At 41.6% G+C, this 19,752-nt stretch carries 18 protein-coding genes; 12 read left to right on the top strand and 6 right to left on the bottom strand.

Going from position 1 to position 19,752, the window contains the following annotated elements:
• Nucleotides 1-196: 196 nt before the first annotated feature.
• On the top strand, nucleotides 197-466 hold the full coding sequence (locus tag MMU05_RS18315; RefSeq protein WP_241143127.1) for a hypothetical protein: 270 nt from the start codon (nucleotides 197-199) through the stop codon (nucleotides 464-466).
• A gap of 139 nt (nucleotides 467-605) precedes the next feature.
• Here the strand turns inward: MMU05_RS18315 and sucD are convergent, their stop codons facing one another.
• Entirely contained in the window at nucleotides 606-1,487 is an 882-nt protein-coding gene (sucD, locus tag MMU05_RS18310; protein WP_241143126.1) for a succinate--CoA ligase subunit alpha, read from the bottom strand.
• Nucleotides 1,488-1,615: 128 nt separating this feature from the next.
• On the opposite strand from sucD, the gene MMU05_RS18305 reads away from it, so the two are divergent.
• Genes MMU05_RS18305 through MMU05_RS18285 form a run of 5 tightly spaced genes read left to right on the top strand, consistent with a single transcriptional unit; the run spans nucleotide 1,616 to nucleotide 8,625 of the window.
• Nucleotides 1,616-5,053: a sensor histidine kinase gene (locus MMU05_RS18305; RefSeq protein ID WP_241143125.1), complete on the top strand. Its 3,438-nt coding sequence runs from the start codon at nucleotides 1,616-1,618 to the stop codon at nucleotides 5,051-5,053.
• 52 nt (nucleotides 5,054-5,105) lie between these two features.
• A complete protein-coding gene (locus tag MMU05_RS18300) occupies nucleotides 5,106-6,284 on the top strand; it encodes a hybrid sensor histidine kinase/response regulator (protein WP_241143124.1) in 1,179 nt (392 codons plus the stop codon).
• The gene (locus tag MMU05_RS18295; RefSeq protein WP_241143123.1) at nucleotides 6,284-6,919 is read left to right on the top strand and encodes an ABC transporter ATP-binding protein; all 636 of its coding nucleotides are present in this window, start codon (nucleotides 6,284-6,286) and stop codon (nucleotides 6,917-6,919) included. Before MMU05_RS18300 ends, MMU05_RS18295 begins: the two co-directional genes overlap by 1 nt.
• Nucleotides 6,916-8,139, top strand: coding sequence for an ABC transporter permease (locus tag MMU05_RS18290; RefSeq protein WP_241143122.1), 1,224 nt, complete (start codon nucleotides 6,916-6,918; stop codon nucleotides 8,137-8,139). The genes MMU05_RS18295 and MMU05_RS18290 overlap by 4 nt, the downstream gene beginning before the upstream one ends.
• Nucleotides 8,140-8,187: 48 nt before the next feature.
• Nucleotides 8,188-8,625, top strand: coding sequence for a hypothetical protein (locus tag MMU05_RS18285; RefSeq protein ID WP_241143121.1), 438 nt, complete (start codon nucleotides 8,188-8,190; stop codon nucleotides 8,623-8,625).
• 72 nt (nucleotides 8,626-8,697) lie between these two features.
• Here the strand turns inward: MMU05_RS18285 and MMU05_RS18280 are convergent, their stop codons facing one another.
• Entirely contained in the window at nucleotides 8,698-9,522 is an 825-nt protein-coding gene (locus MMU05_RS18280; RefSeq protein WP_241143120.1) for an aminotransferase class IV, read from the bottom strand.
• 291 nt (nucleotides 9,523-9,813) lie between these two features.
• Here MMU05_RS18280 and MMU05_RS18275 point away from each other — a divergent pair, with 291 nt between their 5' ends.
• The gene (locus MMU05_RS18275; RefSeq protein ID WP_241143119.1) at nucleotides 9,814-10,239 is read left to right on the top strand and encodes a hypothetical protein; all 426 of its coding nucleotides are present in this window, start codon (nucleotides 9,814-9,816) and stop codon (nucleotides 10,237-10,239) included.
• A gap of 4 nt (nucleotides 10,240-10,243) precedes the next feature.
• On the opposite strand, the gene MMU05_RS18270 is transcribed toward MMU05_RS18275, so the two are convergent.
• From MMU05_RS18270 to MMU05_RS18260, 3 genes are all read right to left on the bottom strand, one after another.
• The gene (locus tag MMU05_RS18270) at nucleotides 10,244-10,684 is read right to left on the bottom strand and encodes a c-type cytochrome (protein WP_241143118.1); all 441 of its coding nucleotides are present in this window, start codon (nucleotides 10,682-10,684) and stop codon (nucleotides 10,244-10,246) included.
• A gap of 3 nt (nucleotides 10,685-10,687) precedes the next feature.
• Complete coding sequence (locus MMU05_RS18265; RefSeq protein ID WP_241143117.1) at nucleotides 10,688-11,350, bottom strand: SCO family protein; 663 nt, start codon at nucleotides 11,348-11,350, stop codon at nucleotides 10,688-10,690.
• A 101-nt stretch (nucleotides 11,351-11,451) separates the two neighbouring features.
• Complete coding sequence (locus MMU05_RS18260) at nucleotides 11,452-12,000, bottom strand: CopD family protein (RefSeq protein ID WP_241143116.1); 549 nt, start codon at nucleotides 11,998-12,000, stop codon at nucleotides 11,452-11,454.
• A gap of 50 nt (nucleotides 12,001-12,050) precedes the next feature.
• Between MMU05_RS18260 and MMU05_RS18255 the strand changes: the two genes are divergently transcribed.
• The 3 genes from MMU05_RS18255 to MMU05_RS18245 are packed head-to-tail and all read left to right on the top strand — an operon-like array spanning nucleotide 12,051 to nucleotide 14,277.
• Nucleotides 12,051-12,455, top strand: coding sequence for a hypothetical protein (locus tag MMU05_RS18255; RefSeq protein WP_241143115.1), 405 nt, complete (start codon nucleotides 12,051-12,053; stop codon nucleotides 12,453-12,455).
• A 41-nt stretch (nucleotides 12,456-12,496) separates the two neighbouring features.
• Nucleotides 12,497-13,501, top strand: coding sequence for a methylmalonyl Co-A mutase-associated GTPase MeaB (meaB, locus tag MMU05_RS18250; protein WP_418884481.1), 1,005 nt, complete (start codon nucleotides 12,497-12,499; stop codon nucleotides 13,499-13,501).
• Nucleotides 13,502-13,515: 14 nt separating this feature from the next.
• Nucleotides 13,516-14,277, top strand: coding sequence for a DUF3298 and DUF4163 domain-containing protein (locus MMU05_RS18245; protein ID WP_241143113.1), 762 nt, complete (start codon nucleotides 13,516-13,518; stop codon nucleotides 14,275-14,277).
• A gap of 52 nt (nucleotides 14,278-14,329) precedes the next feature.
• Here MMU05_RS18245 and dnaA read toward each other — a convergent pair whose 3' ends face one another.
• Nucleotides 14,330-15,751: a chromosomal replication initiator protein DnaA gene (gene dnaA, locus MMU05_RS18240; RefSeq protein WP_113925613.1), complete on the bottom strand. Its 1,422-nt coding sequence runs from the start codon at nucleotides 15,749-15,751 to the stop codon at nucleotides 14,330-14,332.
• Between the two features lie 447 nt (nucleotides 15,752-16,198).
• Here dnaA and MMU05_RS18235 point away from each other — a divergent pair, with 447 nt between their 5' ends.
• On the top strand, nucleotides 16,199-17,617 hold the full coding sequence (locus MMU05_RS18235) for a methylmalonyl-CoA mutase family protein (protein ID WP_241143112.1): 1,419 nt from the start codon (nucleotides 16,199-16,201) through the stop codon (nucleotides 17,615-17,617).
• A complete protein-coding gene (gene scpA, locus MMU05_RS18230) occupies nucleotides 17,614-19,740 on the top strand; it encodes a methylmalonyl-CoA mutase (protein WP_241143111.1) in 2,127 nt (708 codons plus the stop codon). Before MMU05_RS18235 ends, scpA begins: the two co-directional genes overlap by 4 nt.
• The last annotated feature ends 12 nt before the right edge of the window (nucleotides 19,741-19,752 follow it).

Genomic DNA, 19,752 nt, shown 5'->3' with positions numbered 1-19,752 from the left:
GCTTTTTACTTAAATATAATGCAATAGAAAGAAATAGCGGTAGAAATTTCTTTAAACTGTCTGAGAGGGAATTACGAGTATAGCTTGTTGCAACCACCTCTCAGATCTCTGTTCTTTGCGCTATTTTAAAACAAAAACAATTTTAAATATGACTTAGGAATGGTTATTGTATTATTTATTGAAAAAATCAAATAAAATGGATAACAGAGAGAAATTAGTAAAAATGGATAGGGCCTTGATGTTGTTGGAAGATCTCAAAAACAGTCAGATTGCCATGGTAGAAAAAGCCTCCCAATTACAGGTAGATGCCATGCAGTTTAATTTTGGAGAAATGGAAAAAAACATAGGGGAATTATTTACCAGATACAACGAGTCCTTGGATATGGTCAACGCCGAGGCGGAGAGATTTGAATTGAAAAGAGACGAATTCGAGAAAAAACACGGTTTGAATATCGTAGAAGAATAAGTTGTCTGGAATTCTTTTTTGAACTCATTTACCAATTTTTATCAAAACAAAAAACCGTTCTGAAATCAATCAGAACGGTTTTTTTAATATCCAAATATCCAATATCAATAAATATCAGATTACAAAATCAATGTACTTATTATGCTGTAACTCCCAAAACCTTCGCCATCACAGCGCCGATCTCAGCCGGAGATTCAGCTACGTGGATTCCGTTTTCGGCCATGATGCGCATTTTGGCTATCGCGGTATCGTCAGCACCACCGATGATGGCACCTGCGTGACCCATTCTGCGTCCCGGAGGGGCAGTCTGTCCGGCGATAAATCCTACTACCGGTTTTTTGTTACCATTTGCTCTGATCCATCTTGCAGCGTCAGCTTCGTAATTTCCTCCGATCTCACCGATCATGACGATAGCATCCGTCTCAGGATCTTCCATCAAGAGCTGAACCGCATCTTTGGTGGAGGTTCCGATGATCGGATCTCCGCCGATACCGATGGCTGTGGATACACCGAGACCCGCTTTGGCGATTTGGTCCGCTGCTTCATAGGTCAATGTTCCTGACTTGGAAACAATTCCGATTCTGCCTTTTTTGAAGACAAAGCCCGGCATGATACCTACTTTGGCTTCTCCCGGAGTGATGACACCCGGACAGTTAGGTCCGATCAGTGTAGCACCTCTTTCCTTGATATATGGTTTTGCCCTCATCATATCTGCCACAGGAATACCTTCCGTGATGGTGATGATGACTTTGATCCCTGCGTCTGCAGCTTCCATGATGGCATCAGCAGCGAATGCCGGTGGAACAAATATGATCGATGTATTGGCGCCTGTCTTTTGGACAGCTTCTTCTACCGAGTTAAAAACCGGTCTTTCCAAGTGGCTTGTACCTCCTTTTCCGGGAGTCACACCGCCAACGACGTTGGTTCCGTATTCGATCATTTGCTGTGCGTGAAAAGAACCTTCCGAACCGGTAAAGCCCTGCACAATTATTTTGGAATCTTTATTGACTAAAACACTCATGCTGCGATTTTTATAGTTTGCACAAAAATAAAGGATTAAGCCCGTCCACAAAAAGAAAAGGGAAACAATATCCAATTAATTTACACTATCCGTATCTTTTTCTAATTTAGACGGCGTACGGTACCCCTATGCAAAAAGCCCTGCTTCTTATTTTCTTTGTTTGGTTTGGACATACTGCTTTTGCGCAGACCTTCCAGTTCAATAATCAGATCAAAGGAGTTGACCTGCCTTCTGATATTATCCATCAGGTTTTGCAGGACAAAGAAGGGCTGATGTGGTTTAATACCTCTCTTGGGGTTTTCTATTCGGATGGTTTTGATACCTATCCTTTACCTGAAGATATCCAAAGTGATTTGACCAATGAAGTGAGGATTTTTAAAGATGAGGATAGTCGAATCTGGATAAGCAATTTGATCAATGAACCAAAGGCGTATTTTTACCAGGATGGGATTTGGGAGGAGTTTGACTTAAAAACCAACCTTCCAATCGATGGAAATCAAGACCTGCTGCTTTTCCTTCCCAAAAAAACACCTGAAGGATGGCAATACTTATTGTTTTCTGATAGCAAACTGTTTTTCAGGAATGAAAATGAAAGCTCCTGGCAAATGCAGGAATTTGATTTTCGGAATGCAGGTCCGTTCAAATCCGACTTGGGAACTCCAGATGGGATTCTGGTTTTGTTTAGGTACCAGACTTATATTTTCAGGGATGGACATCTTCAAGAATATGCATTCAAAGGAATTGATCTGCCTGCAAAGGTCCAGCATATTGCTTTTGACGAGGTCACCAAAGGGTATTATTTTTTGGGATTAGACTTCTTGGCTTATGGCAAATCCTATGAATCCCCTGAAAAAATTCTTAGACAAAATTTTGAAAGAGAGATCTTCAGCGTCGTAGATTTCAGTCACTTGCAGGTTTTTGAAGGCAGGGTGTATTACAATTACAATTCCCAGCTGTATAAATATGATCCCAAACTTAACAGAAGCCTTGAAATAGATTCTTATGATGTCCTAAAGGCCTATTTTATTCATGGTTTTCTTGTGGATCGCGAGGGGATCAAATGGATTGCAACCAACCGTGGCTTAGCCAACATCAATTCCTTTAGATTCATCAACTATAGCTCCAAATCACTTTTAGATGATGAAGTCACGGCTATAATTGGGCTGGATTCCTCCCGTTATTTGATTGGGTTTAACAACGGCCTGCAGATATGGTCCAGGAATTCTGATGTCAAGACTCTTTATGGTTATGAAGGGCTGGTAGGCCATCCCAAATTCAGGATCAGCAATTTTGACAAGGACAAAAACGGAATCATCTGGTTTTCATCCAACTTGAAGGGGATCGGTAGGCTGGATCCAAAAACCTCGAAAGTTGACTTTCAGCCAAGTCCTCAACAAAGATTTGTAACATCTGTCCGGGTTATCGGAGACAGTCTATTTATTGCGGCTAGAGGAAGTCTCTATCTTTCCTCGATTGCAAACAAAGGATCTCATTTCCTGAATGAAATCACCGATAACATTTTGAAGATTTTTGGTCAGGATCAGATATTTGTCCGGAAAACAGGGAAACTCCGGGATGGAAGGATAATTTTTATGCAGGGCAGCAATCCCAATTTTACAGATGGGATCGTGGAAAAACAAAGTTTTGTTACTGCTGTTGGGTTTGATTATATCGAGGAAGAGAATGGCTGCCTGATTCTAGGCACTGAATCCGGGCTAAAGTATTTTTGTGAGGGTAAGTTTGACTATTTCCAAACTGCGGGAGGCAATATTGACAGGCCGGTTTATTCTCTCCTGAAAGATTCCAAAGGGTATTTATGGGTAGGAACAGATAAGGGTTTATACAAGATAAAAGACGGTAGGGCTGACCATTATACGGAAGTATCAGGGCTATCTGGACTGGAAACAAATAGGGGGGCCTTGTTGGAAAGTGACAATGGCAGAATCTGGATAGGTACCAGCAAAGGGCTTTCTGTTTTTATTCCTGAAGAAAACATTGAAAGGGTATATTCTCCCATCACCAAAATACTTTCAGTCAAAGTTCTTGGGAGCGAAAGTGAAGGGGTTGACTTGATGCGGATTCCCTTCGGAGTCAATAATATCGAAATTACCTATAGGGCTGTTTCTTTTATCCAACCTAATGACCTCGTCATCAAGTATAAGTTGGAAGGCCTCCAAGATGAATGGACAGAAATAGTCAATCCGAGAACAAACGTGCTGACTTTCAACAACCTTCCTGCGGGGAATTATAGACTTCTCCTTAAAGCTGGTGTTGATGGGGTTTTTAATACTCCCGAAGTTGCTTCTGAAGGTTTTAAGATTTTGAAGCCCGTCTACCTTCAGCCATGGTTTGTGATTTCGGTGCTTTTTGTTTTTCTGCTGATTGGATTTCTTTTTAATACCCTTCTCAATTTGTTGAGAAAAGAAGGCCTGCTCAAAAAGACCATCGATGAAAAAATCAAACAGGTATTCAATACAGAAGACCAATTTAGGAATGTTTGGAACAGTTCCAAGGATGGTTTGTTGCTTTCTACCGATGCGGGCAAAATCATTGCGGCCAATCCAAGTCTGGCAAAATTGGTTTCACTTCCGGTCAAAGAAATCGAAAAGGGATTTGTTACCAATTTGTTTACAGATCCGGAATTTTACCCAAGGAAGAGAGAAGTTATTTTGCCTGCCATCACCAACGAGGAAAATAAAGGGATGACCTTTGAATTGAGCATGCCTTTGAGGGGTGGAATGAAAGAAATTGAACTTTATGTGGCCATGTTAAAATCCGACCATGCTGGCAATCCTTTGATTTTATCTGTGTTCCGGGATGTGACTGCCGAGAAGGCCTTTGAAAAAGGCCTTCAGGAAGCAAAAGACAAGGCAGAGGAAGCCAACAAGCTCAAATCAAACTTCCTGTCCAACATCAGCCATGAAATAAGGACGCCGCTCAATGGAATTTTGGGAAGTACCGAAAACATCATCTTACAGAGGCAGGAGGATGCTAATCTGATTTCGCAGCTTGAGATAATCCAGGAATCGGGCGAGCGGCTTTTGAGTACGATCAACAGCATCCTTGACCTTTCCAAAATTGAAGCAAAAAAACTCGAGGTGGTTTACAAAGAATCCAACATCAATGATTTTTTGGCCACCATCCTTTTGCCCTTGAAAGGTCTTGCCGTAAAAAAAGGACTTTTGCTTTCAGTCAAATATGAAACCCAACCTTTGAAGGGATGGATTGACCAAAGGTATTTTGAGATGATTGTCAATAACCTTGTCGGCAATGCTATCAAATATTCCGATAAAGGCATTATTTCCATTACTTTAAATGGTTTGGGTGATAAAATCACGCTGACGGTGACCGATCAGGGAATAGGCATGAGTCAGGATTTTCAGCAGATTCTGTTCAAACCTTTTGAGCAGGAAAGCAAGGGAAATAGCCGGATTTATGAAGGAACAGGTCTGGGACTGGCCATTACCAAAAATCTCGTTGATATCCTAGGAGGAAGTATCCGGGTAGAAAGTCAAAAAGAAGAAGGCACCAAGGTGATTGTAATACTTCCATTAGGTAAAAAATGATTTTTGGAAATGATTTAAACTTGTAATTTGCACCCATATTCAAACAGCACACATGTTTCCACTTCGGATATTAATTACAGAGGATGACCACGTTTCGGCGCTTTTACTCAAAAAAGCTCTTGAAAAGAACAACCATGAGATCATCGGCATTTCGGATTCCGGTGAAAAAGCCCTAGAAATCCTCGAGCACAATCAGGCAGATATTGTCATGATGGACATCAATCTCGCCGGCGAGCTTGATGGGATCAAGACTACCGAAATCATTAATGAAAAATATGATATCCCGGTGGTCTATCTCAGTGCGAGTTCGGATGCCGAGACACTTACCAAAGTAGTCGGTACCAATCCGAGTGCTTATGTCATCAAGCCTTTCAATATCCGTGAACTGAACATGGTGATTGAACTGGCGATTTTTAAAGACAGAAAAGAAAAAGAACTTCAGAAGCTCAATAACGAGCTGGAGGAAAAAGTAAGGCAGCGAACCAAGGACCTTGCTGAAGCCAACAAAGAATTGACTAGAGCCCTGGAAAAAGAAAGGGAAATCGGTGAACTCAAATCAAGGATTGTACTGAATGTTTCCCATGGTTTCAAAACTCCTTTGACTTCTATCCTGAGTTCTGCACAACTCCTTCAGCAGTATGCAGAAAAGGAACATCCTTTTAAAGCCAAGATCGTCAAGCATGCTACCAAAATCGAAAATTCTGTAAGGAGTTTGAATAGCCTGCTGACTTCTGTTCTTTTCTTCGGAAAGGCAGATGCCAATAAGATAGACTTTAGACCGAAGAAGATGTTTGTGGCCGCACTTTTCAATGAAATATTGGATGTGGTCAAGGCAGGTTCTGAGCATGATGTGAAGATCAATGTGAAATTGGAAAACCTTCCGAAAACAATCGTGTCTGATTCTGACTTGTTATACCAGATCTTTGAAAACCTGCTTTCCAATGCAGTGAAATATTCCAAAGATGGACAGGAAGTTGATTTTACCGTATGGTTAGAGAAAGGCAACCTGAAAGCCACAGTCAAAGACAAAGGAATTGGCATCCCTGAAAAAGAGCATGACCAGCTTTATGACCGGTTTTTCAGGGCTAAAAACGTAGGTATCATCGAAGGTTCCGGACTTGGATTGTCTATCGTGAAAAAAAGCCTGGAAGTATTGAACGGAGATATCGCTTTTGAAAGTGCGCAAGGAAAAGGGACTACATTCCAAATCAGCATACCCATCCAAGAATAATGATCTTAAGAGCCAAAAACATCGAGTTTTATTACGATTCCAATCAAAAATTCCAAATCCCGGATATCAGCCTAGATGCAGGTGACCAAATGCTCGTCATCGGCAAATCCGGAAGTGGAAAAACCACCATATTGAACATCATCGCAGGATTATTGAAACCCAAATCAGGGACTGTCACCATCGACGGAACGGATATTTATTCATTGAAAGGATCACAATTGGATAAATTCAGGGGGAAAAATATCGGAATCATTTTTCAAAAACCACATATTCTGGCACCTCTGACGGTGGAAGAAAACCTTCAGCTTGCCAACTTTTTTGTTAAGGAAAATACCCAAATGATCGAACCTTTGTTGAAAGAATTAGGAATTTTTGACAAAAAGAAAGCACGTATCAATACCCTGAGCGAAGGTGAGGCCCAGCGTGTATCCATCGCCAGGGCATTGGTCAATAAGCCAAAACTCATTTTAGCGGATGAACCTACAGCGAGTTTAGATGAAGAAAATGCCGCAGCCGTGGTCAGACTTCTCCAGACGCAGGCCAAAAAATACAATGCCGCTCTGATCATCGTTACCCATGACCAGCGGGTCAAAGACCATATTCCCAACCAAATAATCATAGGAGGCCAATTATGAATATGATCAAATTGAGTTGGAAATACCTGATCGCCAAACCGCTGAGTACCGGTTTGAATATCCTGTTATTGGGCTTGGGCTTGGCGATTATCACGGTTTTGATTTTGATCCAAGATCAATTCGAAAACAAAATGACCAAAGATGCGGAGGGAATCGACCTTGTCGTCGGTGCCAAAGGAAGCCCGCTTCAGTTGATCCTTTCGAGTGTTTACCATATCGATTTTCCGACGGGAAACATTGATTTGAAAGATGCCATGGCACTTTCCAAAAACAGACTGGTAAAGAATATCATACCGCTTGGCTTGGGTGACAATTACCAGGGATATAGAATTGTGGGAACCAACCATGATTATCTGACCTTGTATTCAGCTACATTTTCTCAGGGAAATGCTTGGGAAAAGCCTTTTGAAGTAGTTTTGGGTCATGAAGTAGCTGAAAAAATCGGATTAAAAACAGGAGATACTTTTATAGGTTCACACGGAATCGGGAGCAGCAGCCACGAGCATGATGCCCATCCTTATGACATTACCGGAGTATTGGAGCCAATGGGAAATGTTTTAGACAAACTCATTCTGACAAGTATCGAGTCTGTATGGTACACCCATGACGAGGAACATAACCACGCTACGCATGAAGCGCCCATTGCCAAGAAAGGATTCCCGATCACTGACCAAGACAGGGAAGTTACTTCTCTTTTGATCCAATACCGAAATCCCATCGCCGCGGTACAGTTACCGAGATTTATCAATAGCAAAAGCGCCCTTCAGGCAGCCTCACCATCCTTTGAAATATCGAGGTTATTCGAATTGTTAGGGATCGGAGTCAAGCTGATTCAAGGATTGGCAATCGTGATCATCATCATTGCCGGCTTGGGGATTTTTATTGCACTGTTCAATTCACTGAAAGAAAGGAAATATGACCTTGCCGTGATGCGTACCTTGGGAGCTTCGAGTTGGCAGCTCTTCCTCCATATTGTTTTGGAAGGAGTGATTTTGACCATCCTTGGAGCAGTCGTCGGCATCGCTATCGGGCACCTTTTCTTGGTCATTCTCGTTATGCAAAATGATCAGGGTGCCATCAGTTCTTTGAGTGCCGCAGTTTTTCTGAAAGAAGAACTTTGGATTCTCGGATATGCAGTAATTGTGGGCATTCTTGCCTCCCTTATCCCTGCATGGAACGCTTATCAAACAGATATTGCCAAACAACTGACCAAAGCATAGATTTGCAAGTCAGATTATCACCAATAATTAATCAAAATGGGAATTACCATGATAGTGAAGAGAACCGTAGTCTTAATGATGTTAGCCCTTGTCACAAGCTTTGCTTATGGACAAAGCACAACTGTTTGGAAAGATTTGGCCCAAGTGACCTATAAGATAGGTCAGGATGAGTTTGGGGAACTTTACATTCCTGTATTTGGCCCTAGTATCAAAGGCATGGAAGGAAAAGTGGTGGAAGCTGACGGATACATCATTCCTTTTGAAGGCATGTTTAAGCCCGAACATATCATCTTGTCTTCATTGCCATTGGCTGAGTGCTTCTTTTGTGGTTCGGGAGGACCTGAGACAGTCATGGAAGTAATGCTGAAAACCCCGATCAAATACACTTCCAAAAGAGTGAGGGTAAGAGGAAAACTTACCCTGAATGACAAAGACCCTGAAAAACTCATGTATATCCTCAAAGAAGCAGAGCTTCTTGCAAACTGAGAAGGTTAGATACCTAGCAAAAAAATGTCAGTGATTTCCACTGACATTTTTTTTGAGGTTTTCGCTCGGAATTTAGACCAAAACACTCTTTTTTTCCATAGCAGCAAATGCTGCCATCAGTTCAATTGTCTTTGGACCCGGTTTACCATCTTTGATTTTTAAATCATCTATCATGGTGACCGGAAGGATTTTTTTGGTAGTTGCGGTCATAAATACTTCATCGGCATCTATCAATTCATCAAAACTTATAGGCCGGATTTCGATGTTCTTATCGAGTTCCAACACTCTTTTCCTGGTGATGCCATGCAAAATGTTTAGGTCAGGAGTGGCGGTTTTTCCATTTTTTATCACAAAAATATTTGACCTTGAGCTCTCAGAAATATAGCCGTTGTGATGGTAGATCACATCTTCGGCACCTTCCTTTTTCCAATTGACACTGTGCCAGACAGGGAAAGCGTAATTGGTGGTCTTGACATCTGCAATCGCGCGCACATGGTCTGCCGATAATAGTTTGACTCCTGTTTCATATTTTGAGGCGGCAGGGAAGTCCAGGTTCTCACAAAAAATGAAAAGTGAACCGGAAGTCGGCGAAAAATGGTTGTCAGAAACTCCTCCTGTAAGCAACATTCTGATCCCGCCTTGTTCCAGGTCATTCTTTTGTATCAAATCATGGATAATCTGTGCAAGTTCCTCCTTAGAATAAGCAAGGTGGAGATGGGTTTTTGCCGCAGACCGGATGAATCTGTCCAGATAATCCGTTAAAAAGAGAGGGATGTATCCTGAAGTCCGAAAGAAATCAAAAATCCCATAACCCCTTATCAAGCCTATATCCATCGGATGGATAGCAGCATTTTTTGAATCAATAATCTGGTCGTTGGAGAAGCAAAACTGTTTCATAATTTGAGTTTAAGAGCCAAATGAAACCAAGCATTTGCGATGCTTTGGATTTGTCCAAAAATACAAATTCCTGACGGATATAAACATGATAGCTTTTTCACCTTTATACATTTTAGGGTCAACAACCCTTTTTGGGTTAGAATATTTGACCGATTAATAGATTCTTTTAATTTTTAATTTTAATGATTTAAATCATAAAAAAAATATGAAAAATTATATAAAAATCAAAAAGATTAGATTTAATTTCTTTTTATAATAAAATTGTATTTTCTTTGGCCAAAATCTAAACTTATGAGCCCGAACTATTTAAGATTTTTTGTTGCCATGTTTTTCTTTCTGTCTGCCTGTGGATCTGACAAAAAAGAATCAAACGAGATCCTGAAAAAGGAAGTTATTGCCATCCATGATGAGGTGATGCCCAAAATGGATGAGTTGAAAAAGCTTAAAAAGGACATCCTCCAAAAGTCAGGGGAATTGTCGGCTGACAGCGTAGCAATGTCGGGAGAAATTGAAAAACTCAACGCTATTTCTGCTGACTTGGATTCAGCCTTTGAAGGAATGTTCGTCTGGATGAGGCAGTTCAAATCTACTTATGAAGAAATGACTGAAGATGAAATCGAAACCTACCTTCTTGATCAAAAAATCAAAGTTCAAAAGGTGAATGATGAAATAAAAACTTCCATTGAAGCAGCCAAAACAGAGCTGGAAAAATCATAAAATCTTATTTTTTCAAGTATTCTTCCACCATAGTCGCGTCGATCACCCCCCTTTCGCTTCCCCAGATATTATATAGGTAAGTCATTATATGGGCTATTTCAATATTGGTGAGCTTTGGGTTCCCGGGCATTTCCTGATTGTAGACAACGCCATTAACAGTGATTTCTCCTTTTTGGCCGTGCTTGATGATTTTTGCTGATCTTGGGATATCCTCTAAAAAATAGTCAGACTGGTATATTGGCGGGATAAGTTTTCCCAACCCTGAACCGTTTTTTTGATGACAGTTGGCACAGTTTGCTTCATACAAAGCCTTACCCTCTATCGCATATTGTAACACTTTGGTGTCAGATATGCTCGCCAAGGTGTTTTCAGGATTGGAGGATTTTGGTTTGCAGGAATGAAGGGATAATACAGCAAGAGATAAAGCAAAGATTATTTTCTTCATGGATTACTTCTGAAGCAATTTTGGGATGTCATTCATCAGCCTATTGACCTGATCTTCTTTGGTACCGTCATAGACTCCCCTGATGTGGCCTTTTTGATCCACCAAAATAAATGCACCTGAATGAAGATATCCGCCCGGTTCTGCCTGATCTGACATGGCTGTAGTCATATAGCTAGTCTGTCCTATTTCAAAGATTTTTTCCTGATCACCGGTCAGAAAATGCCATGTTTTGTCATTTTCCACGCCGATTTTGTATGCAAAATCTTTAAGCAATTCCGGGGTATCGTGGGTTGGATCCAAGGTGTGACTTAGGATGAGGAAATCCGGTTGGTCTTTAAACCTTTCGTAAACCCTGAGCATTTGGGTTTTCATGATGGGACAAATGGTGGGACAGCTTGTAAAGAAAAAATCAGCGACATACACTTTGCCTTTCACAGAAAGATTATTGATTTCTTTTCCTTCTTGGTTGGTAAAGGAAAATTCGGCGATTTTGTGGTAAACGGTATCCTGTACCTTCTTTCCATCTTTTTCAATTTCCTCGACATGCCTGTTGCCAAGTATCGGAAGCGGAAGATTTGAATTCTCCTGACTATTCTTTGGGGAGCAATTCCAAACCAACAATGCTAGAGCGGGAATAAATATTTTATTGAGAAATGATGTGTTCATAACTTTGGTTTTTGTATTTACGTTTTTTTCACTAACCATTTAAAACTTTGATTGAAAATCCATGGTAGTGGCTATGGACTGTCGACTATGGACCGGTTTTTTTAATTTTTGGACTGATTGTTTTCCCTGACTTTTTTATACCATTTGATTCCAAGCATCATGGTGATGCTCAAGACAAGCAAACCTCCGATTCCCCAAACCACGCTGATCAGGCTTTTGAGCACGATAAGGAAAACAATAGCGAAAAGCAAAACTGTCGCTACTTCATTCCACATCCTTAATTGTGTGGAGGTCCATTTTGTTTTGCCATCCTGTAAATCTTTGTAAATCCTGTGGCAGATATAGTGATAAATGTAAAGAGCCAAAACAAATCCAAGTTTGGCCTGCATAAATCCCGAATGGATATAACCCCAACGGTAATAAAAAACCCATGCGCCAAAAATCAGTGTCAGGATTGCCGAAGGCCAGGTAATAATATACCAAAGCCGGTTTGCCATCAGATTCAATTGCGGCGCAAAGTTGCGTTTTTCTTCTTCGGGCTTTTCCAAAGCCTCAGTCTGATAGATAAAAAGTCTGACAATATAAAACAGCCCTGCAAACCACGTAGTTACGAAAATGATATGTAATGCCTTGATGTATTCAAATGCCATCTTGAAATTTTTCTTCTAAATTAAAGCTTAAAATCTAAATACCGCTAAATATGGGCTCGCGAAAGTTATTTTATGGATTGGGAATTGTCGTTGCCGCCTTGGTGATTTGGATTATGGTGGACAGCCTTTCCCAGCCGGGAGTCAATGAACTGAAAGGGGAATATACAGAAGTGGCATTTTACAGAAATGAAAACAATACCGGTCCGATAGTCAGGATTTATGCAGTGCATTCGCCGGATTCCTTATGGGAAGAAATGGAAAAGTATGGCAATTATATGCCCCACACCAAATATGGAAACACCAAAGTCTATTTCTTTAGCCAACTAGAGAAGACTCCAAAAAATCTCCGTCCTGACCCGCCCTACTTTGATACCGAGGCGGTATCATTTTGCTCAGCCATGTATGAAAAGAATGCGATGGGTCAGGTCAGTTTTGTAAAATATCCTTTCAAATAATTCCCTTAACTTTAAGTGTTTAACTTTTAACCGAGCATGTGATTTTGACCAAAAAAAGACTTTCAGTATCTGAATATATCCAAGGGATCCTTCATTCAGATAGGGTAATGATCAGCAGGGCAATAACCTTGGTTGAAAGCGAATTGCATACGGATCAACTGATCGCCGAGAAGGTAATGGAAGGGATTTTGCCTTATTCCGGAAATTCAATCAGAATCGGAATCACAGGCGTACCGGGTGTAGGCAAAAGTACATTTATAGAAAGTTTTGGAAAAACTTTGGTAGAAAAGGGTCATAAGGTAGCAGTCTTGGCCATAGATCCCACCAGTCAGCAATCCCGCGGAAGCATCTTGGGGGACAAGACGAGGATGGAAAATCTTGCTTCTGACAAAAGGGCCTATATCCGTCCCTCTCCTGCAGGAAGTACATTGGGTGGGGTGAGCGCGAGGACACGGGAAGCAATGCTGATCTGTGAAGCGGCTGGATTCGACGTGATATTGATAGAGACAGTAGGCGTAGGCCAATCCGAAATTGCTGCCAAAGGAATGGTGGATTTTTTCTTGCTCTTGATGTTGGCAGGTGCAGGTGACGAACTTCAGGGAATCAAAAAAGGCATCATCGAAATATGTGATGCAATGGTGATCAATAAGGCTGATGGAGCCAATCTCGAGCCTGCAAAAAATGCCAAAAGAGAATATGCCAATGCCCTTCATCTTTTTCCCGAAAAGCAGAATGGTTGGATCCCCCAGGTCAAAACCTGTTCGGCGGTAGAAAAAACCGGATTGGATGAAATCCGGGAGATGATCATGGGCTACAGGGAAAGAATGCTTGCAAATGGTTATTGGGAGAACAACAGGGCAGGCCAAAGGACCAATTGGCTTCATGAACATATCAGGTATCTTTTAGAAAGGAGCTTTTTCCAAAATGAAATAATCAAAAAACATTTGGATCAAATTTTGCCTGATATCACCTCAGGAAGACTTTCTCCTATCGCCAAAGCGAGGGAATTGGTAGATCTATTTACAAAAAGTAAAGGGGATAAATAAAATCTATCGAACACGTGAAAAATTTAAGGTCAGCTATTTTAATTTTTATTGCCCTGCAGTTGCATTCCTGCCAATCCGGGACAACGGAATCCGGCGTTTTGGATTTTCAGCAAAAGACGTTTGAAAAAGTAGACTGTGCAGGGCAAGATTGTGCCAAAGTCAGTTTATCCTACCCATTCTTTTCTAGTCCTTCCGAATCAGCCGATTTCCTCAATGCCCATGTAGAGCAGCAGTTGGTGATGTTTTTGAATATAGGCGAAAATCAGAAAATCGTTCCCTTGGACTCCGCAGTAACCACATTCCTTGATTCTTATGTTGCATTTCGAGAAGATTTCGATTCACCACAGGAATGGGAAATCACCGTGGATTCCAAAGTTACGTTTCAAAGCCCAACATTGATAAGTATTGTTTTCGACACTTTTTCCTTTACTGGCGGCGCACATCCAAACACTTACAAGATGTACCTGAATTTTGATGTGGGAAAAAATGCTCCTATGAAAAATGATGAGCTGATTTTGGATAAAAAAGGCTTGTTGACTCTTGCTGAAACCAAATTTAAGGATTACCATGATGTCCCTGACAGTGTTTCATTGGAAAAAGATGGCTCGTTTTTTTTGGAGAATGACAAGGATTTTTTCCTGCCTGCAGCGATGGGATTTGAAGGAGAAGAGTTTGTTTTGTTCTTCAATCCGTACGAAATCGGGCCGTATGTAATGGGTTCTACCGAATTGAGATTTACCAGAGAAGAGATCAAGGGCTTGGTGATTATTCCTTGACTTTAGAAAGAAATAATCTATCCGCAGTATCAGTACTGAGGCATGAAAAAAATCAATAAGACCTCATTTTGAATTTTTTCTTCAGGTCATTCACCGAATTCCTAAAAGCCGAATCGGTTTCCATAAAATCATTCACTGTCTGGACGGCATGGATTACAGTGCTGTGGTCACGTCCTCCAAAATGATATCCGATTGACTTCAAAGAATGGTTGGTAAATTCCTTGGCAAAATACATGGCCACCTGACGGGCAGTCACAATTTCCTTTTTTCTGGTTTTGGCTTTGAGGTCGTCGATCTTGATGTCGAAGTAATCCGAAACAGTCTTTTGGATAAAGTCTATCCCGACTTCTGTTTCTATGTCCTTGACAATATTTTTCATAATTGCCTTGGCCAAAGCAAGGTCGATTTCCACCCTGTTCAAGGAGGCATGGGCCAAGAGTGAAATCATGACGCCTTCGAGTTCCCTGACATTCGTATCAACGGTGTAAGCCAAATATTCAATCACATCATCCGGGATATAGATTCCTTCAGACTGCATTTTGCGCTTGATGATAGCCACTCTCGTCTCAAAATCCGGCATCTGCAAATCTGCCGTCAAACCCCATTTGAATCTGGATAGCAGCCTTTCTTCTAATCCCTTCAAATCTTTTGGTGGACAATCAGAAGTCATGATGATCTGCTTTTTGTTCTGATGAAGGTGGTTGAAGATATGGAAAAACATCTCCTGCGTCCTGTCTTTTCCTGCCAAAAACTGGATATCATCAATGATCAGGACATCCACCTGCATGTAAAAATTGGTGAAGCTCTTTACGTTTCCGTCTTTGATGGAATCCATGAACTGGTTCACGAATTTTTCAGAAGAAACATACAATACAAATTTCTCTTCGGGACCGTTTTTGATTTCGTTCCCGATTGCTTGTACCAAGTGGGTTTTTCCCAAACCAACCCCACCATAGACCATAAGTGGATTGAAAGAGGTCACTCCCGGTTTGGTAGCGACAGCAAAACCCGCAGACCTCGCCAAGCGGTTACAGTCTCCTTCGATGTAGGTATTGAAAGTATAATTTGGATTCAGGTTGGATTGAAGCAAGGTGTCGCTGTTGAGCGACTGCATGTCAAACGGGCTTCTGTTTTCGGTAGGAAGCGGCGTTTTTTTCGGGGGATTGTTGGAATTTCCTTGGGGGAAATTGACCATGTAAGGTTGATTCTGGGAATTGCCCCGATCGACCACCACGGCATATTCCAATCTTCCGTTATTTCCCAAAGTGGACTTGATGGCAAGCTTCAATACATTGACGTAATTGTCTTCCAGCCACTCATAAAAAAACTGGCTTGGTACCTGAATAGTCAAGGTGCCGCCCTCTAAACGGACAGGATTGATAGGTTTAAACCAAGTAGAAAAACTCTGTTCATTGACGTGTTGTTCTATCACACGCAGGCATTCATTCCATACAGCATTTGCCTCTGAACTCATTTATATTTTAATAAACTATAGATAGAATAACTGGGAAAACCTCCCCCTTTTTTGGAGGGCTTCAAAATTGCGGAAAATATATTTAAATAAAAAATCGAAAAGCCCTTGACTTTTCAATAAATAAGTAAACTTTTTATCTATTCTCTTTTAATTTTTTTGACATCCCGAAAAGCAAAATAGCAATCAGCCAACCTTCAATCGGAAGGCGGTTATCAGCCTGATTTTTTGCCAATTGGCAAAAGTAGAATTCAAGGAAACCATTTGAAAAAATGATGCAACTTTTGAAAATAGTTCCTTTCTGCTTCGTTTTTGAATTCTTAGTAAATGATGGGTTTTGAAAGTTCTAACTCCTATTTTTACCTAGCTAAATAAAAAGAGCCACTTCCTGAATCCCAATTGATTTTGAAAAGGGTGCGTGGAGCTTTAGCCTTAATTATAAACCCGAATATGAAAATTAATTTGTTTGAGGATTTTCCAATACATTCCAAAAAAGATTGGATGGACCAGATCATCCGTGATTTGAAGGGAAAGGATTTTGAAAAAACACTGGTTTCAGTCACCGAAGATGGGATAAAGGTCAATCCATTCTACACAGCGGAGGACATGAATTTGGCAGACTCATTGTCCGGTTACAGAAATAGGGTCAATGCCAAACCGACCATTCCCGGTATGCCACCTAGGATTTGGTCCAATGTTTCTTCATTTGAAGGGACAAATGGAAAAACCACGAATGAGAAAATTCTCGATGCCCTTCTGAATGGCGCAGAAGGTCTGCTGCTTCATCTTAGAGGTGAGGAAGACCTGGAGGTTTTACTAAAAGGCGTCGAACCGCAATACATTCAGATTTTTTTAAATCCAATTGGGAGCCCAATTCAAGTTTTGAACGGCTTTATGGAGTGGGTAAATCAAAATGGATGGCAACCTGATACCATTTATGGCGGAATTTTGTGGGACGGCTTTGCCGCTGCTCTTACTGAAAAAACTGATAAAAGAACCGTTGTGGAGATTGCAAAATCACTTTTGCAGATCGGAGAAGAGTTTGGCAATTTCAAAGTTTTAAGCATTGATGCGGCAGCTTACCATAATTCGGGTGCCAGTCCGGTGCAGGAACTGACGTTTGGGGTGGCGGCATGGATTGATTTGATAGATGCTTTGGTTGGCGAGGGTTTTTATCCTCAAGAAATCATTCAAAAAACAATGTTTAGACTGGCTGTAGGCTCAGATTTTTTTCTTGAAATCGCCAAAGTAAAGGCCGCAAGGATATTGATGCACAGGATGATTTCACTTTATCAGTTGGATATTCCTGCGGAGAATTTATTTCTCTTTGTGGAGACAAGCTTTTGGACAAAAACAATCTCAGATCCCGATACGGATATGATAAGAAATACCACCGAAGCCATGGCCGGCATCATCGGAGGTGCCAATGCATTGTATGTGCTTCCACATGACATCGCTACCGAAATTCCCGGCACCTTGTCGGAAAGACTTGCGAGAAATGTTTCCAATATCCTGAAAGAGGAAAGTTACCTGGACCGGATTTTGGACCCTGTGGCCGGGTCTTACTTCATAGAAAATTTGATTGTTGCGATTTTTCAAAAAGTGAAAGAATCCCTGTCCCATGTGGAAGAATTGGGAGGTTGGTGGGCTTGTTATGAATCCGGGTTTATCCAAAAGGAAGTAAAGACCTTGAGAAAAAAGAAAATGGAGGATGTTTTGGAAGGAAGAAGATCCAAAATCGGAGTCAATAAATATACCATCCGGAAGGAAATCATCAATTCAAAAAGTAAGGCTGAAGAGGAAGAAGATTGGTCGTTATTTCCTTGTAGAGAAAGTATGTTGGCTGAAAATTTAATCTGGAATCTATGAGACCTGAAATCAGCAAATTGAATTTGGATCCTGTCAAAAGTAACAGTGTATATACTTCAGAATCTATTTGGGAAACTGCCGAGAAAATCAGAGTTCCAAGTATTGTTTCTGAAAAAGAAATGATTGAAATCCAACATACCGGATATGCTGCAGGCCTGCCTCCATTTTTGCGGGGACCTTACAGTACCATGTATGTGATGCGGCCTTGGACTATCAGGCAATACGCCGGGTTTTCGACAGCTGAGGAGTCCAATGCCTTTTACCGCCGCAACCTCGCCGGAGGGCAAAAAGGACTTTCCGTTGCATTTGATTTGGCTACACATAGGGGATATGACTCTGATCATCCGAGAGTGGTGGGAGATGTCGGCAAAGCCGGTGTTGCCATTGATTCGGTATTGGATATGAAAATACTTTTTGATGGGATTCCTTTGGATCAAATGTCGGTCTCAATGACCATGAACGGTGCAGTTATTCCTATTCTGGCATTTTATATCATTGCTGCCGAGGAGCAGGGTGTCAGCCCTGAGGAGCTCAGCGGCACGATCCAAAATGACATTTTGAAGGAATTTATGGTGCGGAATACGTATATCTATCCGCCGTCACCCTCGATGAGGATCATAGCTGATATTTTTGAATATACTTCCAAGCATATGCCGAAGTTCAATTCGATTTCCATCTCTGGCTATCATATGCAGGAAGCAGGCGCAACAGCGGAATTGGAATTGGCTTATACATTGGCTGATGGCTGGGAATATTTGAGAACGGGGATCAGGGCCGGTTTGGACATCGATGACTTTGCTCCAAGATTGTCTTTCTTTTGGGCCATTGGGATGAACCATTTCATGGAAATCGCAAAAATGCGGGCAGCTAGATTACTTTGGTCCAAAATCGTCAATCAATTTAACCCCAAAGATCCCAAATCCCTTGTTTTGAGAACACACTGTCAGACTTCAGGCTGGTCGCTGACGGCTCAGGATGTCTTCAACAACGTGGCACGGACCACAGTGGAGGCTTTGGCTGCAGCATTGGGACATACGCAATCCCTTCACACCAATTCCTTTGACGAAGCGATAGCTTTGCCGACGGATTTTTCTGCGAGGATTGCCCGGAACACCCAATTGTACCTACAGGAAGAAACTGGCATTACCAAGGTCGTGGATCCTTGGGGAGGTTCATTTTATTTGGAGTACCTGACCGACCAATTGGTGGAGAGATCATGGAATCTGATTTTGGAAGTAGAGCAACTTGGCGGAATGTCCAAGGCGATTGAAGCCGGAATCCCAAAAATGAGAATCGAGGAAGCTGCGGCACGAAAGCAGGCAAGAATTGACAGCGGCAAGGATGTGATCGTTGGTGTCAACAGGTACCAAAATGAAGACAAGGCGGAATTTGAAATCCGGGAGGTGGACAATGATGCAGTCAGACTTTCCCAAATCGAAAGATTAAAGAAATTGAAAGCAGACCGCAACAAGGAAGAAGTTATATTGGCCTTGGAGGCTATTACCCATGCAGCCAAAACAGGAGAAGGCAACTTATTGGCTTTGGCAGTAGAGGCTGCACGAAAAAGAGCTACTTTAGGAGAAATATCAGATGCTATGGAAAAGGAATTTGGCAGGCACAAAGCCAATATAAAGTCCATATCCGGGGTTTATTCCGCCGAGGCAAAAGACGATGCAAGTTTCAAAGAAGCAAAAGGACTGGCAGATAAATTTGCGGAATTAGAAGGTCGTAGGCCAAGAATCATGGTTGCGAAGATGGGTCAGGACGGACATGACAGGGGTGCCAAAATCATTGCTACCGGTTTTGCGGATCTGGGATTTGATGTGGATATAGGGCCACTTTTCCAGACACCTGAGGAAGTTGCGATGCAGGCAGTCGAAAATGACGTCCATATCGTCGGGGCTTCTTCTTTGGCGGCCGGCCATAAGACTTTGGTGCCTGCCTTGATTGCAGAGTTGAAAAGACTTGGAAGAGAAGACATCATGGTCATTGCAGGCGGGGTTATTCCTCCCAATGATTATGAATTCCTTCATAACGCCGGAGTGGCAGCAGTTTTTGGTCCGGGGACCGTGCTTTCCAAAGCCGCGATAGAAATCTTAGAAAAATTGATGAAGGAAGAATGAACCGACTTTTTT

This window comes from Cognataquiflexum rubidum (genome assembly GCF_022538115.1).
Lineage (GTDB): Bacteria > Bacteroidota > Bacteroidia > Cytophagales > Cyclobacteriaceae > Cognataquiflexum > Cognataquiflexum rubidum.
Note: the sequence above shows the minus strand (reverse complement) of the source record. Positions and strands in the feature narration are given on the sequence as shown.

Excerpts from the sequence above, each read along its gene's own strand:
- MMU05_RS18295 (WP_241143123.1), top strand. The coding sequence starts at position 6,284 with ATGATCTTAAGAGCCAAAAACATCGAGTTTTATTACGATTCCAATCAA.
- dnaA (WP_113925613.1), bottom strand. The coding sequence starts at position 15,751 with ATGAGTTCAGAGGCAAATGCTGTATGGAATGAATGCCTGCGTGTGATA.
- MMU05_RS18255 (WP_241143115.1), top strand. The coding sequence starts at position 12,051 with ATGGGCTCGCGAAAGTTATTTTATGGATTGGGAATTGTCGTTGCCGCC.
- scpA (WP_241143111.1), top strand. The coding sequence starts at position 17,614 with ATGAGACCTGAAATCAGCAAATTGAATTTGGATCCTGTCAAAAGTAAC.
- MMU05_RS18235 (WP_241143112.1), top strand. The coding sequence starts at position 16,199 with ATGAAAATTAATTTGTTTGAGGATTTTCCAATACATTCCAAAAAAGAT.
- MMU05_RS18305 (WP_241143125.1), top strand. The coding sequence starts at position 1,616 with ATGCAAAAAGCCCTGCTTCTTATTTTCTTTGTTTGGTTTGGACATACT.
- MMU05_RS18315 (WP_241143127.1), top strand. The coding sequence starts at position 197 with ATGGATAACAGAGAGAAATTAGTAAAAATGGATAGGGCCTTGATGTTG.
- MMU05_RS18300 (WP_241143124.1), top strand. The coding sequence starts at position 5,106 with ATGTTTCCACTTCGGATATTAATTACAGAGGATGACCACGTTTCGGCG.
- MMU05_RS18290 (WP_241143122.1), top strand. The coding sequence starts at position 6,916 with ATGAATATGATCAAATTGAGTTGGAAATACCTGATCGCCAAACCGCTG.
- sucD (WP_241143126.1), bottom strand. The coding sequence starts at position 1,487 with ATGAGTGTTTTAGTCAATAAAGATTCCAAAATAATTGTGCAGGGCTTT.
- MMU05_RS18275 (WP_241143119.1), top strand. The coding sequence starts at position 9,814 with ATGAGCCCGAACTATTTAAGATTTTTTGTTGCCATGTTTTTCTTTCTG.
- MMU05_RS18280 (WP_241143120.1), bottom strand. The coding sequence starts at position 9,522 with ATGAAACAGTTTTGCTTCTCCAACGACCAGATTATTGATTCAAAAAAT.
- MMU05_RS18260 (WP_241143116.1), bottom strand. The coding sequence starts at position 12,000 with ATGGCATTTGAATACATCAAGGCATTACATATCATTTTCGTAACTACG.
- MMU05_RS18285 (WP_241143121.1), top strand. The coding sequence starts at position 8,188 with ATGATAGTGAAGAGAACCGTAGTCTTAATGATGTTAGCCCTTGTCACA.
- MMU05_RS18265 (WP_241143117.1), bottom strand. The coding sequence starts at position 11,350 with ATGAACACATCATTTCTCAATAAAATATTTATTCCCGCTCTAGCATTG.
- MMU05_RS18270 (WP_241143118.1), bottom strand. The coding sequence starts at position 10,684 with ATGAAGAAAATAATCTTTGCTTTATCTCTTGCTGTATTATCCCTTCAT.